This is a genomic window from Streptomyces sp. NPDC053513 (assembly GCF_044544765.1).
Classification (GTDB): Bacteria; Actinomycetota; Actinomycetes; order Streptomycetales; family Streptomycetaceae; genus Streptomyces; species Streptomyces litmocidini.
In genome coordinates this window covers 1-21,986 of record NZ_JBITXP010000020.1, presented here as the reverse complement: position 1 = coordinate 21,986, position 21,986 = coordinate 1, and the positions used below count along the sequence as shown (strand labels likewise).

Genomic DNA, 21,986 nt, shown 5'->3' with positions numbered 1-21,986 from the left:
GCCCGTATTCTTACCTTTTGTCCCGTCCGTTGCGCGGTCCGTATGTGCGGTCCTAAAGCGCGGTCCGAAACACGGTCCGGGAAAAGCGATGGGCCGTGGCCGCCGGATTTGCGGCGGCCACGGCCATTCGTCGTACGGGGACCGGGGGTCAGACGGTCTCGGGCAGCTCGTCCAGGCCCTCGGCGACCAGCTTCGCCAGGCGGTCGAGCGCGGCCTCGGCGCCGTCGGCCTCCGAAGCGAGAACGATCTCCTCGCCGCCCTGTGCACCCAGGCCGAGCACCGCGAGCATGGAGGCGGCGTTCACGGGGGTGCCGTCGGACTTGGCGATCGTCACCGGCACGCCGGAAGCCGTGGCGGCACGGACGAAGATGGACGCGGGGCGGGCGTGCAGGCCCTCGGCCCAGCCGACGTTGACGCGGCGCTCAGCCATGGTGTTGCCCTTCAAGTCTCAAGCGGGTTGTCTAGACCAGTCTCTCACGGGTTGCGCGGTGCTCACGTCGGACCTCCGGCCCGCACCGGGCCGCCCTTCGGCCCTCCCTACCTTGCAACACCTTGCATCGCCCGCACCCCGCGCGCGACCGGTGCCCCGGTCGTGTCGCGGCCGTAGTCTGGCCCCATGCAGAGCGCGTCGGAGCAGCCACCGGCACCACAGGCCCCACCGGAGCACGCCTATCCCGACCACTGGGAGGCGGACGTGGTGCTCCGCGACGGCGGCACCGCGCGCATCAGGCCCATCACGGCCGACGACGCCGACCGGCTCGTCAGCTTCTACGAGCAGGTCTCGGACGAGTCGAAGTACTACCGCTTCTTCGCCCCCTATCCGCGCCTGTCCGCCAAGGACGTCCACCGCTTCACCCACCACGACTTCGTGGACCGGGTCGGGCTCGCCGCGACCGTCGGCGGCGAGTTCATCGCCACCGTCCGCTACGACCGGATCGACGCCCGCGGGATGCCCGCCTCGTCCCCGGCCGACGAGGCCGAGGTCGCCTTCCTCGTCCAGGACGCGCACCAGGGGAGGGGCGTCGCCTCCGCCCTCCTCGAACACATCGCGGCGGTCGCGCGGGAGCGGGGCATCCGGCGCTTCGCCGCCGAGGTGCTGCCCGCCAACACCAAGATGATCAAGGTCTTCACCGACGCGGGCTACACCCAGAAGCGCAGTTTCGAGGACGGCTCCGTGCGCCTCCACCTCGACCTCGAACCCACCGACCGCTCCCTCGCCGTCCAGCGCGCGCGGGAGCAGCGCGCCGAGGCCCGCTCCGTGCAGCGCCTCCTCACCCCCCGCTCCGTCGCCGTCGTCGGCGCCGGACGCGCGCCGGGCGGCGTCGGCCGGACCGTGCTCCGCAACCTCCTCGGCGCCGGCTTCACGGGACGGGTGTACGCGGTGAACGCCGCGCTCACCGGAGAGACCGAGCTCGACGGCGTCCCCGCCCACCCCTCCGTCGGCGCCATCGGCGAACCCGTGGACCTGGCCGTCGTCGCCGTCCCCGCCGAACGGGTGCCCGAGGCCGTCGCGGACTGCGGCGAACACGGGGTGCGCGGCCTCGTCGTGCTCTCCGCCGGATACGCCGAGAGCGGGGCCGCCGGGCGCGAGCGCCAGCGCGAGCTCGTACGGCAGGCCCGCTCGTACGGGATGCGGATCATCGGCCCCAACGCCTTCGGGATCATCAACACCTCCGACGACGTCCGGCTCAACGCCTCCCTCGCCCCGCAGATGCCGGGGGCCGGGCGGATCGGGCTCTTCACCCAGTCCGGCGCCATCGGGATAGCCCTCCTCGCCGGACTGCACCGGCGCGGCGCGGGGCTCTCCTCCTTCATCTCGGCCGGCAACCGCGCCGACGTCTCCGGCAACGACTTCCTCCAGCACTGGTACGACGACCCCGGCACCGACGTCGTCCTCCTCTACCTGGAGTCGATCGGCAACCCGCGGAAGTTCACCCGGCTCGCCCGCCGCACCGCCGCCGTCAAGCCCGTCGTGGTCGTCAAGGGCGCCCGGCACAGCGGCAGCGCCCCGCCCGGCCACCGGGTGCCGGTCACCCGCATCCCGCACGCCACGGTCTCCGCGCTGCTCCGCCAGGCCGGGGTGATCCGCGTCGACACCGTCACCGAGCTCGTCGACGCCGGACTGCTCCTCGCGTCCCAGCCGCTGCCCGCCGGGCCCCGGGTCGCGATCCTCGGCAACTCCGAGTCGCTCGGCCTCCTCACGTACGACGCCTGCCTGACCGAGGGGCTGCGCCCGCTGCGGCCGCTCGACCTCACGACGGCGGCGGTCCCGGGGGACTTCCGGGACGCGCTCGCGGCGGCGCTCGCCGACGAGACGTCCGACGCGGTCGTCGTCAACGCGATCCCCTGGGTCGGTGAGGACGGGGCCACCGAGTTCGGCGACGGCGAGGTGCTCGCGGCCGCCCTCCGCGAGGCCGTCGCCTCGGCTCCCGCGCCGACGAAGCCGGTCGTCGTCGTCCACGTCGAGATGGGCGGCCTCGCGGAGGCCCTCGCGGTGGCGACGAGCACGAGGCCGGCGGCGCCGGGGCGGGCCGCGGGCCCGTCCGGCGCCCGCCCGGCCGGCTCCGGGGCCGAGGGGCCCGGGCCCGAGCCCCGGTCCGCCGGTTCCGCCGCCGGGACCGGCGCGGGTCGTGCGGCGGCGTCCGGCCCGGCGCCCGCGGCGAGCCCGAACCGCGCCGCCGACACCCCGGGAACGGCCCTCCCGCCGGCCCCCGGCGCGGCCCCTGGTTCCTGGGACGGCCCCGGCACGACCACCTCCGCGTCCCCGTCCGGCCCCGGAGCCCCGTCCGGCTCCACAGCCCTGTCCGGCTCCACCGCCCCGTCCGGCCCCGGAACCCCGTCCAGCCCCACCGCCCCGTCCGGCCCCGCCGCTCCCGAGCCCCCCGCGCCCGTGCCGCACGTCGCCATCCCCGCCTATCCCGCCGCCGAGCGGGCCGTGCGGGCCCTGGCCGAGGCCGTGCGGTACGGGCAGTGGCGGCGGCAGGCCGCCGATCCCGGGCGGGTGCCCGAGTACGAGGACATCGACGAGGGCGGGGCCGCCGCGCTCATCGAAGGGGTCCTCGGTGCCGAGGACGTGGACGCGCGCGGTGTGACCCTCGACACCGAGGACGCCGGGGCGCTGCTCGGCCGGTACGGGATCACCGTCCTGCCGACCCTGCCCGCGCCCACCCCCGACGCCGCCGTCGCGGCCGCCGCCCGGCTCGGCTACCCCGTCGCGCTCAAGACGACCGCCCCCCACCTCCGCCACCGCCCCGACCTCGGCGGCGTCCGGCTGGACCTCGCCACCGAGGAGCAGCTGCGCACGGCGTACGCCGAGCTGACCGAGGTGCTCGGCAAGCCGGAGGAGCTCCAGCCGGTCGTCCAGGCGATGGTGCCCCGGGGCGTCGACACCGTCGTCCGCGCCGCGATCGACCCGGCCGTCGGCGCCGTCCTCTCCTTCGGGCTCTCGGGCGCGGCCTCGGAGCTGCTCGGCGACACGGCCCACCGGCTGGTCCCGGCCACCGACCGGGACGCCGCCGAGCTCGTCCGCTCCCTCCGCACCGCCCCGCTGCTCTTCGGCTGGCGCGGCTCCGCCCCGGTCGACACCCCCGCCCTGGAGGAGCTGCTGCTGAGGGTCTCCCGGCTCGTCGACGACCACCCCGAGGTGGTCGCGGTCTCCCTGGAGCCGGTGGTCGTGGCACCCCGAGGGCTCTCCGTCCTCGGCGCGACCGTCCGGCTGGCCCCGCCCGCGCCCCGCACCGACCTCGGGCCGCGGAGCCTGCCGCGTTACTGACGGGCCTGAGGGGGCCCCTCCGCCCCGTAGGATGGAGCCCATGGCAAAGAGCGGTACGACGACCCAGGGGCTGCGCGCGGCGATCGAGCGCAGCGGCTACTACCCGGCCCTCGTGGCCGAGGCGGTGGAGGCCGCCGTCGGCGGCGAGGCCATCACGTCGTACGTGGTCCACCAGGAGACCACCTTCGACGCGAACGAGGTCCGGCGCCACGTCACCGTCCTCGTCCTGACGCCGCACCGCTTCATCGTCAGCCACACCGACGAGCAGGCCGCCGACACGAGCTCCCCGACGCCGTACGCGACCACCTCCACCGAGTCCGTGAAGCTCGACCGGATCTCCTCGGTCGTCGTCAGCCGCGTCGTCGCCAACCCCGAGTCGTACACCCCGGGCACGCTGCCCCGCGAGGTGGTCCTCACCATCGGCTGGGGCGCCGTCTCCCGCATCGACCTGGAGCCCGCCGCCTGCGGCGACCCCAACTGCGACGCCGACCACGGCTACACCGGCAACGCCACCGCCGACGACCTCAGCCTGCGCGTGAGCGACGCCGGCGACGGCCCGGACACCGTCCGGCAGACCCTCGCGTTCGCCCAGGCCCTCTCCGAAGCCATCGCGGCGACCGCCGCGCCCACCCGCTGATGGCGCAGCCGACCGCCGTGACCCACGGCTGGCCCGACGACCCGGTCCCGCTCGCGCCGGAGACCGCCCCGGTGCCCGAGTACGCCTCCGGTTCGCTGGGCGACCTGCTGCCGACGCTCGTGGCGGGCCAGGACGTGCCCGGCTTCGAGGCGCGGATCGCCGAGCTGGCCCCGGCCGACCGGAACTGCGTCTTCCTGATCGACGGGCTCGGCTGGGAGCAGATCAAGGCGCACCCGGACGAGGCCCCGTACCTGACCTCGCTCCTCGGCTCCTCGCGGGGCGGCACGGGCCGTCCGGTCACCGCCGGCTTCCCCGCCACCACCGCGACCTCGCTCGCCTCCGTCGGCACCGGCCGCCACCCCGGGACGCACGGCCTGCCCGGCTACACCGTGCGCAACCCGGAGACCGGCGAGCTGATGAACCAGCTGCGCTGGAAGCCGTGGACCTCGCCGCGGGTCTGGCAGCCGTACCCCACCGTCTTCCAGCTCGCCCACGAGGCCGGGATCCACACCGCCCAGGTGTCGTCCCCGATCTTCGAGCAGACCCCGCTCACCAAGGTCGCGCTCAGCGGCGGAACGTTTCACGGGCGGCTCTCCGGCGAGGAGCGCATGGACTTCGCCGCCGAGCAGCTCGCCGCCGGCGACCGCTCGCTGGTCTACACGTACTACAGCGAACTCGACGGCGCCGGCCACCGCTTCGGCATCGACTCCGACGCCTGGCGCGGCCAGCTGATGTTCGTCGACCGGCTGGTGCAGCGGCTCGCCGAACAGCTGCCGTCCCGCTCGGCCCTGTACGTCACGGCCGACCACGGCATGGTCGACATCCCCTTCGACGAGCAGCACCGCATCGACTTCGACGAGGACTGGGAGCTGCGCGCGGGCGTCGCCCTCCTCGGCGGCGAGGGCCGGGCCCGCCACGTCTACGCCGTGCCCGGCGCCGAGGCGGACGTCCTCACCTGCTGGCGCGAGGTCGTCGGCGAGCAGTTCTGGGTGGCGAGCCGGGACGAGGCGATCTCCCTCGGCTGGTTCGGCGCCGAGGTCGACGAGCGGGTGTACGGCCGGATCGGCGACGTCGTCGTCGCGGCCCACGACGACGTGGCGATCACCGCCTCCGTCAACGAGCCCAACGAGTCCGCGATGGCCGGCATGCACGGGTCCATGACCCCCGCCGAGCAGCTCGTCCCGCTGCTCGAAGTCCGCTCCTGACACCCGATCCTTCCCCACGACCCGAAAGGTCCCCGTTCCGTCATGCCCGAGCTGGTCTTCTTCTCCGGAACCATGGACTGCGGGAAGAGCACCCTGGCGCTCCAGATCGCCCACAACCGCGACGCGCGGGGGCTGCAGGGCGTGATCTTCACCCGCGACGACCGGGCGGGCGAGGGCAAGCTGTCCTCCCGGCTCGGCCTGGTGACGGAGGCGGTCGAGGCGCCGCGGGACATGGACCTGTACGCGTACCTCGTCACCCAGCTCTCCCAGGGCGGCAAGGCCGACTACGTGATCGTGGACGAGGCCCAGTTCCTCGCCCCGGAGCAGATCGACCAGCTCGCCCGCATCGTCGACGACCTCGACCTGGACGTCTTCGCCTTCGGGATCACGACGGACTTCCGCACGAAGCTGTTCCCGGGCTCGCAGCGGCTGATCGAGCTGGCGGACCGGATAGAGCAGCTCCAGGTCGAGGCGCTGTGCTGGTGCGGCGCCCGCGCCACGCACAACGCCCGTACAGTGGGCGGCGAGATGGTCGTCGAGGGCGAGCAGGTCGTCGTCGGGGACGTGAACCGTCCGGCCGAGGAGATCGGCTACGAGGTCCTCTGCCGCCGGCACCACCGCCGCCGGGCCACCTCGGCCTCCGCCCGGGCGGGGGCCCTCTCGCCCGACGTGCTGCCGGTCACCTCGGACTGACCCGTCCGGGCGCGACCCGGGCCGTGAGGTCTCGGCCGGGCCCGTCGTTCACCTCGGACCGACCCGCGCGGGCCCGCCGTTCCCGCTGCCCGCCCCGGACCGCCCCACGGGCCCGCCGAAGCGCAGCCGCCACGGGGTGAGGGCGGATTCGAGCTGGACCCGCAGGTCCATCTTCGACGTGCCCCGGCCGCGTTCCTCGAAGTGGATGGGCACTTCGAGGAGGGTGAACCCCCGGGTGACGGCCCGGTGGTTCATCTCGACCTGGAAGGAGTACCCGTTGCTGTGCACGGAGTCCAGGTCGAGCGCGCGCAGCGTCTCGGCCCGCCACGCCTTGAAGCCGGCGGTGGCGTCCTTCAGACCCAGCCGCAGGATCGCGTTCACATAGGCGTTGGCCCAGGCCGACAGGGCCCTGCGGGACCGGGGCCACTCGGCGGCGGTCGAGCCGCCGGCCACGTAGCGCGACCCGATCACGACGGCGGCGTCCTCCGTCCGCAGCGTGTCGAGCATGACCGGGAGCGCCGAGACCGGGTGCGAGAGGTCGGCGTCCATCTGGACCACGACGTCGGCACCCTCGTCCAGCGCCCGGGCCATCCCGGCGAGGTAGGCGCGGCCGAGGCCGTCCTTGGTGCGGCGGTGCAGCACGCCGACGGTGTCCGGCGCCTCGGCGACGAGCTTGTCCGCGACCTCGCCGGTGCCGTCGGGCGAGTCGTCGTCGACCACGAGCAGGTGCAGGTTCGGCACCGGCAGGTCCGCGAGCAGAGCGGCCAGCACGGGCAGGTTGTCCCGCTCGTTGTAGGTCGGCACGACGACCACGGTCTTCGGGGGCACGACGGCCATCGGCGGCTCCTCGGTCGGGAACGGTTCAGGGGCTGGTGACCCGGGCGCGGGGGCGGGCCGGAACGCGGCGGAAGAACTCGAGGATCTGGTGGTTGACCTCCTCCGGGCGCTCCAGGTACCCGTAGTGGCCCGCGCGGTCGATCAGGCGGTGGACGGCGCCGGGGATGGCCTCGGCCACCTCGGCGACCAGGTGCGGGGGCGTGACCAGGTCGTCGGCGAAGGCCAGGACCAGGCACGGCGTGGTGATCGTGGCGTAGGCCGCGAGGCGGCCGGGGTCCGGCGTGATGGCGAGCTGGTGCCGCAGCCCCGGGCCGGCGGACAGCGACTGCTCGAACACCGCCAGCCAGTCGGACACCTCGATGTCGTCGTTGAGGGTGTGCGGGGACAGGTTCTGGATCGCCTGCAGGGCCGCGTGGTACCTCCGCGGCAGCGTGATGCCGGAGTCGAGCAGCTCGATCTCGGCCCGGGCGGCGGCCGCGCGCAGCCGGTCGTCGCGGCCGCGGGTGGCCATCAGCACGGCGGCGGTGGCCAGTTCGGGCCGGGACAGCAGCAGTTCCTCCACCACGTGCGCGCCGAGCGAGGTCCCCACCAGACGGCAGGGCCCGGCGTCCAGGTGCTCGATGAGCGCCGCCAGGTCGGCCGCGAGATCGCCGACCGTCAGCCCCGCCCCGCCGGGGTCGCTGGGAGGCACGCCCCGGGAGTCGTACGTGATCACCCGATGGCCGGCCGCGACGAGCGCCGGTACCTGGTGGAGGTGCCACGCCCGTCCGCGACCGCCCGCGCCCATGACCAGGACGACCGGCTCCCCGCCCGCCGGGCCGGCGACGTCGTCGTAGTGCAGTCGTACGCCGCCGACGGTCGCGACGCCCATCAGCGCGCGGCCATGCGGTCGGCCAGGCTCTTCGGGCGCATGTCGGTCCAGTGCTCCTCGACGTACGCGAGGCAGGCCGCGCGGTCCGTGTCGGCCAGCGCGATCCGCCACCCCTCGGGAACGGCGGCGAAGGCGGGCCAGAGCGAGTGCTGTCCCTCGTCGTTGACGAGCACCTTGAAGGTCGCGTCGGGGTCGTCGAACGGATTGGTCATCTTCTGTTCCTTCTGGAGGAGGTCCGGAGGGGTGTCAGGTGAGGGGGCGGCCGGAGACGAGCGTCTCGGCGTATCCGAAGACGTGGCCGCGCCCGACCGAGACCGGCCGCAGCGAGGCGAAGTCCGCGTCGAGCACGTCGAACATCTCCAGGTGCGCGTCGCCCGACCACACCTCGGAGAACTCGACGCCGGTGACGGTCGAGGTCACCAGCTCCACGGGCGGCTCCTCCCCGTCGACCCAGGACGGCTGGACCCGGGTGTGCACCAGCGGCACGGTGTGCAGCGCCGGCGGTTCGGCGGCCGGAGCGGTCACGTTCACCGAGGCCTGGACGAACCGGCGGCCGCCGGTCGAGGCGGTGCCGTGGTACGTGCCCGCGGCCGAGCCCAGGGGCCCCGCCCTGCCGACGCGCATCGGCCGGGTCTGGTGCAGTTCGCCGAACTGCTTCGGCATGCCCTGCACCCAGCCGCGCAGCAGCGGCACGGGCTGGTCGACCCAGGCGTACGGGCAGCGGGCCAGGGGACGGCCGCGGTACTCGCAGGCGAGCAGGATCAGGAACTCGCCGAACTGGCTGGTGCCCGGATCGGCCAGCTCGGTCCCCGGCTCCGAGCACCACTGCCAGTGCGCGAAGACCGCGGCGGCCCGCCCCGGATCGGCGCCGAGGTCGAGCTCGGGCGGGAGGAACGCCGCCGCCGCCACCGGGTCCACGCGGTAGTCGACCATGACGACCTCGCCGGAGAAGTGCCACGGCGGGGGAGTCAGCATGGCCGAGGTGCCGGAGGGGGAGAGCGGAAGACTGTAGCCGCGCAGGCGGCTGAGGACGGAACTGGTCATCGGAGGGTCTCCTCGGTTCTCCAGGCGGCGGAGAGCCGCGCGGCGGCCTCCGCCAGACGGTCGGGGGAGTTGAGGCTGTAGGCGAGCCGCAGATGGGTGCCGGCCGCGCTGCCGTAGCGGGAGCCCGGCGCCACCGCGACGCCCGCCCGGCCGGCCGCGGCGAGCAGAGCCGCCTCGTCGCGCCGCGGGCCGAAGTCCAGCCAGAGGAAGAAACCGCCGGCCGGGCAGTCGACGGTCACCGACTCGCCCAGGCCGGCCCGGAGGGCCGCCACGAGGGTGTCGCGTCGCAGCCGGAGTCCCTCGCGCAGCCACGACAGGCGCCGGTCGTAGCGGCCGTCCCCTAGGAGCATGGTCACGGCCATCGAGGTCAGATGGTTGAGCGCTCCGCCGCTGACCAGCTGACCACGGCCGGTCAGCGTCTCGATCAGGGCCGGTTCGGCCTCCAGCCAGCCCAGCCGCAGGCCCGGCCCGAGCGTCTTGGAGAACGAACCGAGCCGGATCACGCCCCGCCGCCCGGCCAGCGCGGCCAGCGAGGGCGGCAGGGCGACGCGGTCCAGACCCAGCTCCGCGTACGCGTCGTCCTCCACGACCGGCACGCCGTGCCGGGCGGCGACGGCGAGCAGCTCCCGGCGGCGGGCCTCGCCCGCGACCGTGCCGGTCGGGTTGTGGAACGTCGGCGTCAGGTAGACGAACGCCACGTCGTCGTCCTGGGCGAGGGCCAGGTCCAGGGCCCGCGGCCGGACGCCCTCACCGTCCGCGTCCACCTCGCGCAGGCGCAGACCGTGGTCGGTCATGATCATCCGACCCAGGTCGTAGCTGGTGCGCTCGACCACGACGGACCGGCCGGGGCGGCCGAGGACGGTGCACAACAGGGCCAGCGCCTGGGAGGTGCCGGCGGTGACCATGACCTCGTCGGCCGTGCAGCCGTGCCGGGCGGCCAGCAGGGCGCGCAGCGGCTCGGCTCCGGCGTTGGCGCCGTAACCGAGCGCCGCGGGACCGAACTCGGCGAGGGCCTCCGCGTAGAGCGGACGCACCTCGTCGACCGGCAGCAGGCCCGGTTCGAGATAGCCGGGCTCCAGGTCGACGACACCGGGCGGGGAGACGGCCTGCACCACCCCGGCACGCCACCATCGGGCGTGCGGGAGCGGCGGGGCCGCCGTGTGCGGTCGAAGCATCAGCCCTGCAACTCCGCCGTGTCCAGCAGGGCCGAGCGCAGCACCCGCGCGCTCGCCAGCAGGGTGGACGGGTCGCGCGAGAGGGCCAGGCGCAGCATCCGCTCGCCCTCCTGCGGCCTCGCCCAGTGGAACTTCTGGCAGGGCAGCACGTAGAGGCTCCGGGAGCGGACCGCCGACCAGACGTCCATGCCCAGCCGCGAGCCCACGTGCAGGCGCTCCACGCTGACCCGGGCGTGCTCGTCGACGAAGGAGACGTCGGGCACGCCGTCGAGCGCGGCGCGCACCAGGGCCCGGTGGTCGGCGATCGTGCGCTGCAGCTCGGCCAGGCCGCCGTCCGCCCCGTCGTCCGCGAACCGCTTCACCAGGAGCAGGACCAGCGGCGAGGTGCCGAGCAGGATGTCCGAGTGGATCTTCTCGATCGGCAGGTCCACCTCGGCCGAGCGGACCAGCCAGCCGATCTTGAGTTCGAGCGTGGGCCACAGCTTGCCGGTGTCCTCGATGACCACCCAGCGGCAGCCGCTCGCGTCGAGCACGGCGTAGTGGTCGAACTGCGCGGCGGGATCGAATCCCCGGAACGAGGTGTCCAGGGCCAGCACCACGCCGTGCTCGGCGCACTGCCCGGCGAGCCTGCGCAGCCGGTCCTCGCTCATCACCCGGCCGGTCGGGTTGTTCGGCGTCGTGATGAAGACGCAGCCGACCTCTTCGAGCAGCTCGGCCGGCAGGTCCTCGTCGTGGGCCCGGTCCTCCTCGACCGGTACGAGCCGCAGGCCGACCCCGCGCAGGATGTCGGGGATGTTGTCGAAGGTGGGGTGGATCAGTGCCACCGCGTCGGTCGTGGTGACCAGCGAGCGGGCGAGGATCTCCATGGCCACGGAGGACGAGTAGCAGCTCAGCGTCCGCCCGGCGGCGAACGGATGGCCGTGCTGGCCGAGCATGCCGAAGAACGACTCGGCGGCCTCCCGCTCGATCTCGTCCACCGGCCGCAGGACGGCCTCGGCCCACAGGTCCGGCAGCTCGGAGACGATCTTGCCCTGCGCGGCCGTGAGGTGCTGGCGCGCGTGGCCGTCCGCCAGGTTCATCGGACTGGCGAGGGCGAGGGTCTCGAATTGGGTCAGGTTCTCCGCGGAGACTTTCGGCAGAATTCTGTTCACAAGCACCCCTTGAACGAGTGGCGGGCGAAGCGTGCTTGGAGCCACGGCAGATGCCGGGACTCACCGGCGCTCGGGCGCCGGGATAGGAATCGAGTGACCTCCGTCGGCGGAGTGACCTCCGTCAGCAGAAGGCGAACCGGGTGAGCAACTGCTCGGCATCGTCGATACGGTCACCGGAGGCCAGTCCGGCTTTTCCGACGAAGCGTTTGAGGTAACCGGCACCCTCGGTGCCGCCGGACCCCGTCATCTCCGGCAGATAACGACGTCCGAATCCGTAGTGCCGGCCGCGCCAGACGTGCAGCGGGGCCTCGCCCGCCTCGAACGCCTCGCGGACGTCGGCGTCGCCGGCGCCGGTCGCGGCGTCCCGCAGGGACGCGAACCCGCGCAGCAGCGGACTGCCGACCGGGGCCAGGTGCGCGAACCGCCCGTAGGTCTCGGTCTTCCGTTCGTCGTAGCCGTACACCACCAGCTCCATCAGGTGGTAGTTGAGCGACTGGACCGCGCTGGCGCTGCCGGTCGCCTCCCGGAAGCCCATGAAGAGCTCCGGGGTCAGCGTCCGCAGCGCGTGGAAGACGACGTTCAGGAGCTCGGCCGCCGAGGCGAACTGGCCGATGCGCAGGGCGTACGCGGCGCGGTCGCGGCCGATCGCCTCGGTGGCGCGGCGCGCGGCCCAGCGGACGAGGAAGAAGAGGATCTCGCAGGCCTGCACGGAGCGCATGAACATGTGCTCGTCGTGCTTGTCCGAACGGCGGAACCCCGAGCAGCGGTTGACCACGAGCAGGTCGCGGACCAGCACGTCGTCGTGGTCGGCGAGCCGGACCAGCTCGGCGCTCGCCATGGTGCGGTCGGGGCCGAGCGGGGACCCGCCCAGGTGGTCGAGGACGGCCTCCAGGCGGCGCACGCGTTCCGCGCCCTCCTCGACGGTCGTCTCGTGCAGCCCGGCCTCGCGCTCCTCCAGCGCGATCAGGTCGGTCACGAGGGCGTGCAGGAGCAGCAGGCCCGCCTCGTACGGGTCCTCCCGCCGCTTCTCCCGCCGGGCGAGGTACCAGCCGGTCACGTGCAGCCCGGTGTACCGGTAGTACTCGGGTATGTCGAGGCGCCGGCTGAACGTCCGGGTCAGGAGCCGCAGGATCTCGTTCTCGTCGGTGTCCGGTCCGGCCACGGCCGCGTCGTGGCGCTCCGACAGCCGGAGCGCCTCCTCCTCGGGCAGCTCGGCGAGGGGCGTGCGGTGCAGCAGGTCGGCCAACTCGGCGCAGGACGCGGGAAGTTCCCGCGAGCGGGCCGGGGCGAGGGAGCGTACGGCGTTCACCGCCCGGCCTCGCTCCCGGTGCGCCGGCCGATGATCAGGTGCTTGTCGCCGCCGGAGCGCCGCACGGTGCCGTCCGCGAAGCCGGCGCGGCGCAGCAGCTCCAGGTACTCGGCCGCCGTACGGTGCCGGCCCTCGGTCTCGACGTGCATGGAGAGGTTCATGACGGCCGTGGCGAGCGGGCCGCCGCGGTCGTCGTCGAAGAGCCGCTCCATGATCAGGACCCGGCCGCCGGGGAGGCAGGCCTCATGGGCCTTGCGCAGCAGTGCCGCGCAGGTCTCGTCGTCCCAGTCGGACAGGATGTAGCCGAAGGCGAAGCAGTCGCCGGCCGGCAGCGGATCGCGGAAGAAGTCCCCGGCCGTGAAGTCCAGCCGGTCGTCGAGTCCGTGCTCGACGGCCCGCGCGGCCAGGTGCGGACCGACCTGGGGAAGGTCGAACACGGTCGAGCGCAGCAGGGGATGGGCCCGCAGGGCGGCCACCGAGAAGGGGCCGCTCGCTCCGCCGACGTCGATCAGCCGCCGGGAGTCGCCCAGCTCGGCCAGGGCGGCCAGCTCGTGCGAGACATGGTGGCTGAGGCCCCACATCGCGTCCAGGAAGCGGCCCACCGACTCGTCGTCGCGGTAGAGGGACTCGAACGGAGCCGGCGCGTCCCGGTCGGTCTCGGCCTTGCCCGCGCGCAGGTAGCCGTCGAGTCGTCCGAACCGGTCGGCGGTGTCGTCGACCAGGTGGCCGACGAACCCCATCAGGTAGCGCGGGTCCTCGCGGTCGACGTAGGGCCGCACGTCCGCCGCGAGGGCGTAGCGCCCGTCCTCCGCGTCGAGGACGCCGAAGGAGGACAGCACCAGCAGGAGCCGCTCCAGGGTGTCCTCGTCCACGGCCAGGGCGGCCGCGATCTTCTCGGCGCTGTCGCCGCCGTGTCGTGTCAGGTGCTCGAAGACGCCGTGCCTGTCCGCGACGCGCAGGGCGTGGGTGGCGTACATTCCGTAGACGGCGCGTTCCAGATTCGCAGGAATCATTTTTTCGCTGCCCATCGATGCAAGGAAACGGTCAGGCCTTCATCGGCGCGGCGAATTGTCGACGCGGCCGCCGAGATCTTCGGGCGCGGTGCGCCCATTACCCGGTGGCGAAGAATCCGCCGGGTCGTCGAGAAGTATTTCGGTGTGCGTGGCGGATCGGCCATCTTGTTGCCCGCAGAGTGAAACCCCCAGCTCGGGGCGGACCCTCGGGCCTCCTGCTCCGTCCCGGTCCGGGAGCGGGGCGACCGAGGCCCGGGGGCGGCGGACCGTGCCCGGCGCCCGGCGGGCGTCGGGATCCGGCCACGCGGTCGGGCGGGGGAATCCGGCTCGAAAGAAAAGTCCACAGGTGGGGGCGGTATTCGCGCGTGTTCGAGCCTCGGCTCGAAATCGGTTTCCCGCCGGATCCGGTTGATCGGACGGCGCGCCGAACGGTACCGTTCCGCAAAATGGGGAAAGGGTGTGCAGTGGCTGGCAGGTATGCTCTCTTATTGGAATCCGTGACAAAAACCTACGGTTCCGGCCGTAACGCGGTCACAGCCTTGAACGACGTGACGATGGGCGTGCCGAGAGGGACGTTCCTCGCCGTCATGGGTCCCTCCGGCTCGGGCAAGAGCACCTTCCTGCACTGCTCGGCGGGCCTCGACAGACCCACGAACGGGGGCGTGACCCTCGGCGACACCCGGCTGGCCGGCCTGAACGAGGAACAGCTCACCGAGATCCGCAGGGAACGGGTCGGATTCGTCTTCCAGGCCTACAACCTGCTCGACTCCCTCACCGTCGCCGACAACGTGGGCCTGCCGTTCCGGCTGGCCGGCACCCCCGTCCCCACCGACCGGGTGCGCGCCGAGCTGGCGAACGTCGGGCTCGCCGACATGGGCGACCGCTATCCCGGACAGCTCTCCGGCGGCCAGCGGCAGCGCGTGGCCGTCGCCCGCGCCCTCATCACGGGGCCCGACGTGATCTTCGCCGACGAGCCGACCGGCGCGCTCGACACACGGACCGGCAAGCAGGTCCTGGAACTGCTGCGGGGGGTCGTCGACCGGACCGGCCAGACCGTGGTGATGGTGACCCACGACCCGGTGGCCGCCTCCCACGCGGACTCGGTGACCTTCCTGGCCGACGGCCGGCTGGCCGGCGAACTCGTCGCGCCCACGCCGGAGAAGGTGGCCGAGCGGATGACCAGGCTGGGGGAGTGGTGAGCCGCGGGAGCGGGGCCGGGGCGGCGGATCCCCCGCCCACCAAGAAGGCGGAGAAGGCCAGGAGGGCGGACGAGGCCAAGGAGGCCAGGAGGACGGAGAAGGCCAGGAGGGAGGAGGAGGCCAGGAGCGCCAAGAAGGCGAAGAAGGCCGAGAAGGCCAGGAAGAAGGTCCGCACGCTCTCGCGCCGGAACCTCTCGCTGGCCTGGAGCACGATCCGCGGCCGCAAGGGCGGCTTCGCGGCCGTGCTGATCGCCGTCGCGGTCGGCTCCGCCGTCATCACCGCCTGCGGCGTGCTGCTGGAGACCGGCATCAGCTCGGGAGCCCCGGCCGAGCGGTACCACGGGGCGGCCGTGGTCGTCGGCGGCTACCAGGCCATGTCCGTCGAGGGCGACACGGACCCGCGGCTCTCCGAGCGGGTCGGACTGCCCGCCGGCACGGTCGCGAAGGTCGCCGCGGTCGAGGGCGTCGAGTCCGCCGTCGGGGACGTCAGCGTCCGTACCACCGTCCTCGGGAAGGGCTCCGTCCTCGACGGCCCGCCCGTGTACGGACACGGCTGGTCCGCCTCGGTGCTCACGCCGTTCACGCTGCGCTCGGGCAACCCGCCGCGAGCGGCCGACGACGTCGTGCTCGACGGCGACCTCGCCCGGCGGGCCGGGCTCGCCCCGGGAGACACCGTCACGCTGGTGACCGGCTCGGCACCGGGTTCGTACCGGGTCAGCGGCGTCGCCGAGCCCGCGGCCCCGTTCGCCCGGCAGTCGGCGGTCTTCTTCACCGACGACCGGGCGGCGCGACTCCGCGGGCCGGCCGGCACGGTCGACGCGGTCGGGGTGCTGGCCGCGAAGGGGACCGGTGCGGACGACCTGGCCGACCGGATCGAGAAGGCCGTGCCCGGGGTGGTCACGTACACCGGCGACGACCGCAGCGACGTCGAGACGCTCGACGTCGGGCAGATGCGGGCGTTCGTCATCGAGGTGGCCAGCGCGTTCGGCGCCACCATGATCCTCCTCGTGATCATCGTGGTCGCCGGCACGCTCGCGCTGTCGGTGCAGCAGCGGCGCCGCGAACTGGCCCTGCTGCGGGCCGTCGGCGCCACCCCCCGGCAGGTGCTGCGCATGATCGGCGGCGAGGCCGTGCTCGTCGGCGGGATCGGGGCCGTCCTCGGCGCCGTCCCCGGCGTCCTGCTCGCCATGCTGCTGCACACCGTGTTCACCGCGGCCGGTGCGCTGCCGCCCGGATTCTCCCTGGTGATCACACCGCTGCCGCTGCTGTTCTCCCTGCTGATCTGTGTCCTCGCGGCCCGGATCGGCGGCTGGCTCGCCGCCCGCCGCGCCGCGAAGGTCAGCGCCGTCGAGGCGCTCGGCGACGTGGCGGTCGAGCCCAAGAAGCTCGGCTGGTTCCGGCTCTCCCTCGGGGTGCTGCTCGTGCCCGCGGGCCTGGCCGTGGCGGTCGTCCTGCCGATCGTGCTGCCCGGCGAGGCGGCGATCGAGGGCGCCGCCAGCTCCGCCCTGGTCCTGGTGATCGCCGTCGGCCTGCTCGGACCGAAACTGTTCGGCGGCGTCGCGAAGCTGCTCGGCCGCCGTCCGGGCGAGGTCACCCGCTTCCTCGCCATCGCCAACTCCCGGGCCCGGGCCCGCCGGGTCAGCGCCGCCACCACCCCGCTGATCATGGGCGTGACCATGGCGTCCGCACAGCTCTTCAGCGGTACGACGCTCGCCGCCACCGCCCACGACCAGGCCGTCGACGGCGTGATCGCCGACCACGTGGTGACCTCCGTCGGCGCGGGCATCTCACCGGACCTGGCCGAGGAGCTCCGCCGCGTCCCCGGCGTCCGCACGGTCGGCCGGGTCGCCCGGACCTCCACGATCCTCACCTGGCCCGACGGCGACAGCGTCCAGTACCGGGTCTCCACGGCGCAGGGCGTCGACCCCGCGGCCGTACCGGACACCCTGGACCTGGGCGTGCTGCGCGGCGATCTGAACGGCCTCACCGGATCCACGGTCGCCCTCAGCCGCCTCGTGGCCGGCACGGTCGGCGCCGACGTGGGCGACCGCGTCGAGGTGCACCTCGGCGACGGCACCGTCGAGAAGGCCCGGGTGGTCGCGGTCTACGAGAACGGGCTCGGCTTCGGCGACGTCACGCTCCCCCACGACGTGGTCGTCGCGCACACCACCGACCGGCTCGACCAGTGGCTGATGGTGAACTCCGACCGGGAGGCGGAGCTGACCGAGGCGCTGAAGCCGTATCCGACGCTGCGCGTGAGCGACGCCGGGGCCGTCACCGCCGCACCGACCGACGGCGGGGGCGACGGCGGGATCAGCCTCGTGCTCAACGCCGTCCTGCTCGGCTACCTCGCCATCGCCGTCGTCAACACCCTGGTCATGGCGACGATCTCACGGCGCCGCGAGTTCGCCCTGCTGCGCCTCGTCGGCACCCGCACCGCCCAGGTCAGGGCGATGATGCGCCGGGAGGCGGGCATCATCGTGCTCTCCGCCGTCGTCGTCGGCACGATCGCCGCGCTGCCGTCGCTGATCGGGATGAGCTACGCCATCCGGCACTCGGTGTTCCCCTCGATCCCGCCCCTGCTCTACCTGGGCATCGTGGCCGCGGCCGCGGCGATCGCCTGGCCCGCCGTGATGCTGCCGGCCCGGCTCGCCCTGCGGCCCCCGGCCGTGGAGGCGATCGCCCGGCCCGAGTGACGTACGACCGCCGTCGCGGGTGAGGCGTGGCTCCGGCCACGCCTCACCCGTTTCCCGCGTCTCCGGCCACGCCGCACCCGTTTCGCGCGCCTCGGGCCGGGTCCTCATCCGTTTCGCGTACATCGGGCCGGGGCCTCATCCGTTTCGCGCGCCTCGGGCCACGCCCCGGCCCTCTCGCGCGCCTCCGGCCACGCCCCGTCCGTTTCGCGCCCCCCGGGGCCCCGTCGAGCGGGCAGTTTCCTCACCGCTCAAGAACGTGGAGCCGCCCCGCCTTCGCACGCCAAGCTCGACCGTCGAACAGATCCGCGCCCCACGCGTCTCCAGTGGAGGGTCGAGCATGTCCCACGATTTCGGCAACGCACCCGCCGTCCCGGAGAACCGGGCCGTCCACGACCTCGTCGCCGCGCACGCCCGCCGGAACCCCGACGAGCCCGCGGTCGTCGACGCCGACAGGACCCTCACGTACGGCGAGCTGGACGAGCGCGCCAACCACCTGGCCCACCTCCTCGTCGCCGCCGGAGTCGCCGCCGAGTCGCGGGTCGGCCTGCTGACGGGCCGCTCGGGCCACTCATCGGAGACCGTCGTCGCCCTGCTCGCCGTCCTCAAGGCGGGCGGGGTCTACGTGCCGCTGCACGAGAGCCACCCCGACGAGCGGATCCGCTGGACGCTCGCCGAGACCGGGGCGGTCGTGCTGATCGCCGACCGGTCGACCGCCGGGCGGGCGGCGGCCGCCGGGGTGCCCGTGCTCCTCGTGGACGGCGCCGACACGGCCCGGCGCCCCGACGCCCCGCGCGTGACCGTCGACGCGGAGCGACTCGCCTACGTCATCCACACCTCGGGCTCGACCGGCCTGCCCAAGGGCGTGTCCATCACCCACCGCAACATCACGGCGCTGGCCCGCGAACCCCACATGCGCGCCGCCTTCGGCCGCTGCACGCTCTTCAACGCCCCGCTCGCCTTCGACGCCTCCACGTACGAGGTCTGGCTGCCGCTGCTCAACGGCGGCTGCGTGGTCATCGGCCCCCCGGAGCTGACCGCCCCGGGCCTGGCCGCGCTCGTCGCCGAACACCCCGTCGACGCGGTGTTCCTGACGGCGACGCTGTTCCGGCTCTTCGCCGAGGAGCAGCCCGACTGCTTCGCCGGGCTGCGCGAGGTGTGGGCGGGCGGCGAAGCCCCGTCGGCGGCCGCCGTGGACCGGGTGCGGCGCGCCTGCCCCGACACCACGGTCGTCAACGGCTACGGCCCCACCGAGTGCACGGTCTTCGCCACCACGCACCGCACGCCCCCGGGCGGGGCGCCCACCCGGCCCGCGGTGATCGGCACGGCCCTCGACGACACCGAGGCGTACGTGCTCGACGAGCGCCTGCGCCCCGTCGACGCGGGCGGCACCGGCGAGCTGTACCTGTCCGGCGAGGGCACGGGCCGCGGCTACTTCGGACGCCCCGCGCTGACCGCCGAGCGCTTCGTCGCCAGCCCGTTCGCGCCCGGCGACCGCCTCTACCGCACCGGCGACCGGGTGCGCCTCACCGAGGACGGGCTCATCGAGTTCCTCGGCCGGACCGACCACCAGGTCAAGATCCGGGGGTTCCGGATCGAACCGGGCGAGATCGAGGCCGCGCTGCGCGACTGCGCAGGCGTCACCGACGCCGTCGTGGTCGTACGGGAGAACGGCCCGACGCGCAGCCTCGTCGCCTACCCGACCGGACCGAGCCCCCTCCCCGAACGGGAGCTGCTCGACCGGCTGGCCGAACGCCTGCCGGCCTACATGGTGCCCGCGCGCGTCGTCTGGATGGACCGGCTGCCGGTCAACGCCAACGGCAAGGTGGACCGGCCCGCCCTCCCCGACCCCCCGGCCGACGGCGCCGAGCCCCACCGCGCGCCGCGCACGGACGCGGAACGCGCGCTCGCGGCGATCTGGGCCGAGACGCTCGGCCTCGAACGGATCGGCACGAGGGACGACTTCTTCGCCCTCGGCGGCGACTCCGTGCTGGCCATGAAGTGCGTCGCGCGGGCGCGGGCAGCGGGGCTCGTGCTGCGCACGGCCGACGTCTTCGCCCACCCGACGGTCGAGGCGCTGGCCGCCGCGGCGACCCGGCTCGACGAGGAGCCGACGGCCACGCACCGCCCCCCGCGCGCCGGCGGCTACCCCCTGACCCCCCTGCAGAGCGGCATGCTCTTCGACGCCCTCATGCTCGACGACCCGGCGCTGCACCTGATCCAGTTCGTCGCCCGGCTCGGCGACGTCACCGACCCCGACCGCCTCGGCCGGGCCTGGCAGGAGGCCACGGAACGCCACGCGGTGCTCCGCACCGAGCTCCGCTGGGCCGACGTCGAGGAGCCCGTACAGCTCGTCAGGGACCGGGTCGTGCTGCCGGTGACCCACCTCGACTGGAGCGCCCTGCCGGAGGCGGAGCACCCCGCGCGGCTGCGGGAGCTGCTCGACGCCGACCGCGCCGCCGGCCTCGACCTCACCCGGGCCCCGCTGAGCCGGGTCACGATCGTGCGGCTCGGCCCGGACTCCGTCCGGCTCGTCTGGACGATGCACCACGTGCTCACCGACGGCTGGAGCTCCGCGGAGCTGCTGCAGGACGTCCTCGACGGATACCGCGGCGAACCGGTGCGACAGCGGCCGCCGTTCGAGGACTTCGTGCACTGGCTCGCGGACCAGGACCTGGACGCCGCCGACGCCTACTGGCGCGGCCGGATGGCCGGCTTCACGACCCCCGTGGCCGTGCCCGGCGACCGGCAGCCGCCCGAGGGCCACCGGCCCGCGGCCAGGCGGTCGGTGCAGGTGACGGTCCCGGCGGAGACGGCCGCGCGGGTCTCGGCGTACGCGCGGCGCACCGGGCTCACCACCAACACCCTGGTCCAGGGGGCGTGGGCGATCCTGCTCGCGCGCCTGGGCGGCGAGCGCGACGTCTGCTTCGGCACCAGCACGGCGGTGCGGCCGGCGGAGCTGCCCGGCGTCGAGTCGATGGTCGGCATGATGATCAACACCCAGCCCGTCCGGGTCCGGGTGGACGACGACGCGCGGATCCTGCCCTGGCTGGAGGAGCTCCAGCGCGAGCAGGCCGCGGCACGGGAGTTCGGCTACGCCCCGCTGAACCGCGTGCAGTCCTTCGCCGACGTGGCGCCCGGCTCCGCGCTGTTCCACACCGCCGTGGTCTTCCAGAACTACCCGTTCGACCGGACGGCCGTCCGCGCCTTCGACGTCGAGTTCGCCACCAACCACCCGCTGGCGCTCAGCGTGTTCCCCGACGAGTCGCCGGTCATGCGGCTGCTCTACGACGAGACGATCTTCGATCCGGCCACCGTGGAGCGGGTCGCCGCACGCCTGATCACCGTACTGGACGGGCTGGCCGCCGGGACCGCGCCGAGCGTCGGCGACGTGACCGCGCTGACCGCCGCCGAACGGGAGCTCATCCTCGGCGAGTGGGGCGTGGCCGCCCCCTCCGCGTACTCCATCGAGCGGCGCATGCACCGGATCATCAGCGAGCGCGCCGCCCGCTGGCCCGACACCGTCGCGGTCGAGCGCGGCGAGCACCGGCTCACCTACGCGGAGGTCGAGGAGCGCTCCAACCGGCTCGCCCACCACCTGCTGGACCTCGGCGTCGGCGCGGACGTGCTCGTCGGGGTGTCCGTGGAACGGGGCCCGGACCTGGTCGTCGGCGTCCTCGGCGTGCTCAAGGCCGGCGGCGCGTACGTACCGATCGACCCCGACTACCCCGCCGCGCGCACCGCCGCGATCCTGGAGGAGGCGCGCCCGGCGGTGGTCCTCACCCACGGCCGGCACCTCGGCGTCTTCGCCGGCACGACGACCCCCCTCGTCCTGCTCGACGAGGAGTGGCCCGCCGTCGCCGCCCGGCCGGCGACCGCCCCGCCCGACCCCGGCGGCCCCCGCGACCTCCTCCTCACCGTCTACACCTCGGGCTCGACCGGAAAGCCCAAGGGCACCATGATCGAGCACCGGTCCATGGTCAACACCGTGGAGACGATCGTCCCCCTGCACGTGCGCCCCGGCAGCCGGATCTACCAGCTCGCCCCCATGAGCTTCGACGCCGCCTCGCTCGTCCTGCTGAGCGCCCTCGCGGGCGGTGCCACGCTGGTCGCCCCCGTCACCGCAGGGACCTACAGCGGCGCCGAACTCGTCGAGCAGCTGCGGGAGGCCGACGCCGACGCCGTCACCGGCCCGCCGACCGTCCTGCCGGTGCTCGACCCGGCCGCGCTGCCCCACCTGGAGTCCGTCCTGTGTGGCGGGGGGGGGCGCCCCCCCCCCCGCCCCCCCCCCCCGGCGCCCCGCCCCCCCCGGCCCCCCCGCCCCCGCCCCCCCCCCGGCGCGGGGCCCCCCCCGCCCCCCGCCCGGGGGGCCCGGGGCCGGGCCGCC

16 protein-coding genes are annotated in these 21,986 nt (G+C 74.2%); 7 read left to right on the top strand and 9 right to left on the bottom strand.

Annotated elements, in window-relative coordinates:
* Window positions 1-148 precede the first annotated feature (148 nt).
* Window positions 149-430 (bottom strand): HPr family phosphocarrier protein, encoded by a 282-nt coding sequence (locus tag ACIGW4_RS27880; RefSeq protein WP_015036698.1) that lies wholly within the window; start codon window positions 428-430, stop codon window positions 149-151.
* 186 nt (window positions 431-616) lie between these two features.
* On the opposite strand from ACIGW4_RS27880, the gene ACIGW4_RS27875 reads away from it, so the two are divergent.
* Genes ACIGW4_RS27875 through ACIGW4_RS27860 form a run of 4 tightly spaced genes read left to right on the top strand, consistent with a single transcriptional unit; the run spans window position 617 to window position 6,307 of the window.
* Window positions 617-3,772 (top strand): GNAT family N-acetyltransferase, encoded by a 3,156-nt coding sequence (locus ACIGW4_RS27875; protein ID WP_399583443.1) that lies wholly within the window; start codon window positions 617-619, stop codon window positions 3,770-3,772.
* Between the two features lie 40 nt (window positions 3,773-3,812).
* Window positions 3,813-4,409, top strand: a complete 597-nt coding sequence (locus ACIGW4_RS27870; RefSeq protein ID WP_123455795.1) for a DUF5998 family protein — start codon at window positions 3,813-3,815, stop codon at window positions 4,407-4,409.
* The gene (locus ACIGW4_RS27865; protein ID WP_398712203.1) at window positions 4,409-5,614 is read left to right on the top strand and encodes an alkaline phosphatase family protein; all 1,206 of its coding nucleotides are present in this window, start codon (window positions 4,409-4,411) and stop codon (window positions 5,612-5,614) included. The genes ACIGW4_RS27870 and ACIGW4_RS27865 overlap by 1 nt, the downstream gene beginning before the upstream one ends.
* A gap of 42 nt (window positions 5,615-5,656) precedes the next feature.
* Window positions 5,657-6,307: a thymidine kinase gene (locus tag ACIGW4_RS27860; RefSeq protein WP_093873670.1), complete on the top strand. Its 651-nt coding sequence runs from the start codon at window positions 5,657-5,659 to the stop codon at window positions 6,305-6,307.
* A gap of 48 nt (window positions 6,308-6,355) precedes the next feature.
* On the opposite strand, the gene ACIGW4_RS27855 is transcribed toward ACIGW4_RS27860, so the two are convergent.
* From ACIGW4_RS27855 to ACIGW4_RS27820, 8 genes are all read right to left on the bottom strand, one after another.
* On the bottom strand, window positions 6,356-7,144 hold the full coding sequence (locus ACIGW4_RS27855; protein ID WP_399583440.1) for a polyprenol monophosphomannose synthase: 789 nt from the start codon (window positions 7,142-7,144) through the stop codon (window positions 6,356-6,358).
* A gap of 25 nt (window positions 7,145-7,169) precedes the next feature.
* Window positions 7,170-8,015: an alpha/beta fold hydrolase gene (locus ACIGW4_RS27850; protein ID WP_123455798.1), complete on the bottom strand. Its 846-nt coding sequence runs from the start codon at window positions 8,013-8,015 to the stop codon at window positions 7,170-7,172.
* Window positions 8,015-8,227 (bottom strand): MbtH family protein, encoded by a 213-nt coding sequence (locus tag ACIGW4_RS27845; RefSeq protein ID WP_123455799.1) that lies wholly within the window; start codon window positions 8,225-8,227, stop codon window positions 8,015-8,017. Before ACIGW4_RS27845 ends, ACIGW4_RS27850 begins: the two co-directional genes overlap by 1 nt.
* A gap of 34 nt (window positions 8,228-8,261) precedes the next feature.
* Window positions 8,262-9,059: an enduracididine biosynthesis enzyme MppR gene (mppR, locus tag ACIGW4_RS27840; protein WP_359588501.1), complete on the bottom strand. Its 798-nt coding sequence runs from the start codon at window positions 9,057-9,059 to the stop codon at window positions 8,262-8,264.
* Window positions 9,056-10,234: an aminotransferase class I/II-fold pyridoxal phosphate-dependent enzyme gene (locus ACIGW4_RS27835; RefSeq protein WP_399583436.1), complete on the bottom strand. Its 1,179-nt coding sequence runs from the start codon at window positions 10,232-10,234 to the stop codon at window positions 9,056-9,058. The genes mppR and ACIGW4_RS27835 overlap by 4 nt, the downstream gene beginning before the upstream one ends.
* Window positions 10,234-11,385 carry an enduracididine biosynthesis enzyme MppP gene (gene mppP, locus ACIGW4_RS27830; protein WP_260174512.1) on the bottom strand — a complete coding sequence of 384 codons (1,152 nt, stop codon included), beginning with the start codon at window positions 11,383-11,385 and terminating at the stop codon, window positions 10,234-10,236. The genes ACIGW4_RS27835 and mppP overlap by 1 nt, the downstream gene beginning before the upstream one ends.
* Before the next feature lie 121 nt (window positions 11,386-11,506).
* The gene (locus ACIGW4_RS27825) at window positions 11,507-12,694 is read right to left on the bottom strand and encodes a tryptophan 2,3-dioxygenase family protein (RefSeq protein ID WP_399583433.1); all 1,188 of its coding nucleotides are present in this window, start codon (window positions 12,692-12,694) and stop codon (window positions 11,507-11,509) included.
* Window positions 12,691-13,707, bottom strand: a complete 1,017-nt coding sequence (locus tag ACIGW4_RS27820) for a methyltransferase (protein WP_398712194.1) — start codon at window positions 13,705-13,707, stop codon at window positions 12,691-12,693. Before ACIGW4_RS27820 ends, ACIGW4_RS27825 begins: the two co-directional genes overlap by 4 nt.
* A gap of 446 nt (window positions 13,708-14,153) precedes the next feature.
* Here ACIGW4_RS27820 and ACIGW4_RS27815 point away from each other — a divergent pair, with 446 nt between their 5' ends.
* The 3 genes from ACIGW4_RS27815 to ACIGW4_RS27805 form a co-directional block, all read left to right on the top strand.
* Window positions 14,154-14,906 carry an ABC transporter ATP-binding protein gene (locus ACIGW4_RS27815; RefSeq protein ID WP_398712264.1) on the top strand — a complete coding sequence of 251 codons (753 nt, stop codon included), beginning with the start codon at window positions 14,154-14,156 and terminating at the stop codon, window positions 14,904-14,906.
* Window positions 14,900-17,602, top strand: coding sequence for an ABC transporter permease (locus ACIGW4_RS27810; RefSeq protein WP_399583430.1), 2,703 nt, complete (start codon window positions 14,900-14,902; stop codon window positions 17,600-17,602). Before ACIGW4_RS27815 ends, ACIGW4_RS27810 begins: the two co-directional genes overlap by 7 nt.
* A gap of 337 nt (window positions 17,603-17,939) precedes the next feature.
* The coding region (locus tag ACIGW4_RS27805) for an amino acid adenylation domain-containing protein (RefSeq protein ID WP_399583427.1) at window positions 17,940-21,986 on the top strand (4,047 nt) is incomplete at its 3' end.

Bases quoted from the DNA above. Each gene is read 5' to 3' on its own strand.
- ACIGW4_RS27850 (WP_123455798.1), bottom strand. From the start codon at position 8,015: ATGGGCGTCGCGACCGTCGGCGGCGTACGACTGCACTACGACGACGTC.
- ACIGW4_RS27865 (WP_398712203.1), top strand. From the start codon at position 4,409: ATGGCGCAGCCGACCGCCGTGACCCACGGCTGGCCCGACGACCCGGTC.
- ACIGW4_RS27815 (WP_398712264.1), top strand. From the start codon at position 14,154: ATGGGGAAAGGGTGTGCAGTGGCTGGCAGGTATGCTCTCTTATTGGAA.
- ACIGW4_RS27845 (WP_123455799.1), bottom strand. From the start codon at position 8,227: ATGACCAATCCGTTCGACGACCCCGACGCGACCTTCAAGGTGCTCGTC.
- ACIGW4_RS27835 (WP_399583436.1), bottom strand. From the start codon at position 10,234: ATGCTTCGACCGCACACGGCGGCCCCGCCGCTCCCGCACGCCCGATGG.
- mppR (WP_359588501.1), bottom strand. From the start codon at position 9,059: ATGACCAGTTCCGTCCTCAGCCGCCTGCGCGGCTACAGTCTTCCGCTC.
- ACIGW4_RS27870 (WP_123455795.1), top strand. From the start codon at position 3,813: ATGGCAAAGAGCGGTACGACGACCCAGGGGCTGCGCGCGGCGATCGAG.
- ACIGW4_RS27860 (WP_093873670.1), top strand. From the start codon at position 5,657: ATGCCCGAGCTGGTCTTCTTCTCCGGAACCATGGACTGCGGGAAGAGC.
- ACIGW4_RS27875 (WP_399583443.1), top strand. From the start codon at position 617: ATGCAGAGCGCGTCGGAGCAGCCACCGGCACCACAGGCCCCACCGGAG.
- ACIGW4_RS27880 (WP_015036698.1), bottom strand. From the start codon at position 430: ATGGCTGAGCGCCGCGTCAACGTCGGCTGGGCCGAGGGCCTGCACGCC.
- ACIGW4_RS27855 (WP_399583440.1), bottom strand. From the start codon at position 7,144: ATGGCCGTCGTGCCCCCGAAGACCGTGGTCGTCGTGCCGACCTACAAC.
- ACIGW4_RS27820 (WP_398712194.1), bottom strand. From the start codon at position 13,707: ATGATTCCTGCGAATCTGGAACGCGCCGTCTACGGAATGTACGCCACC.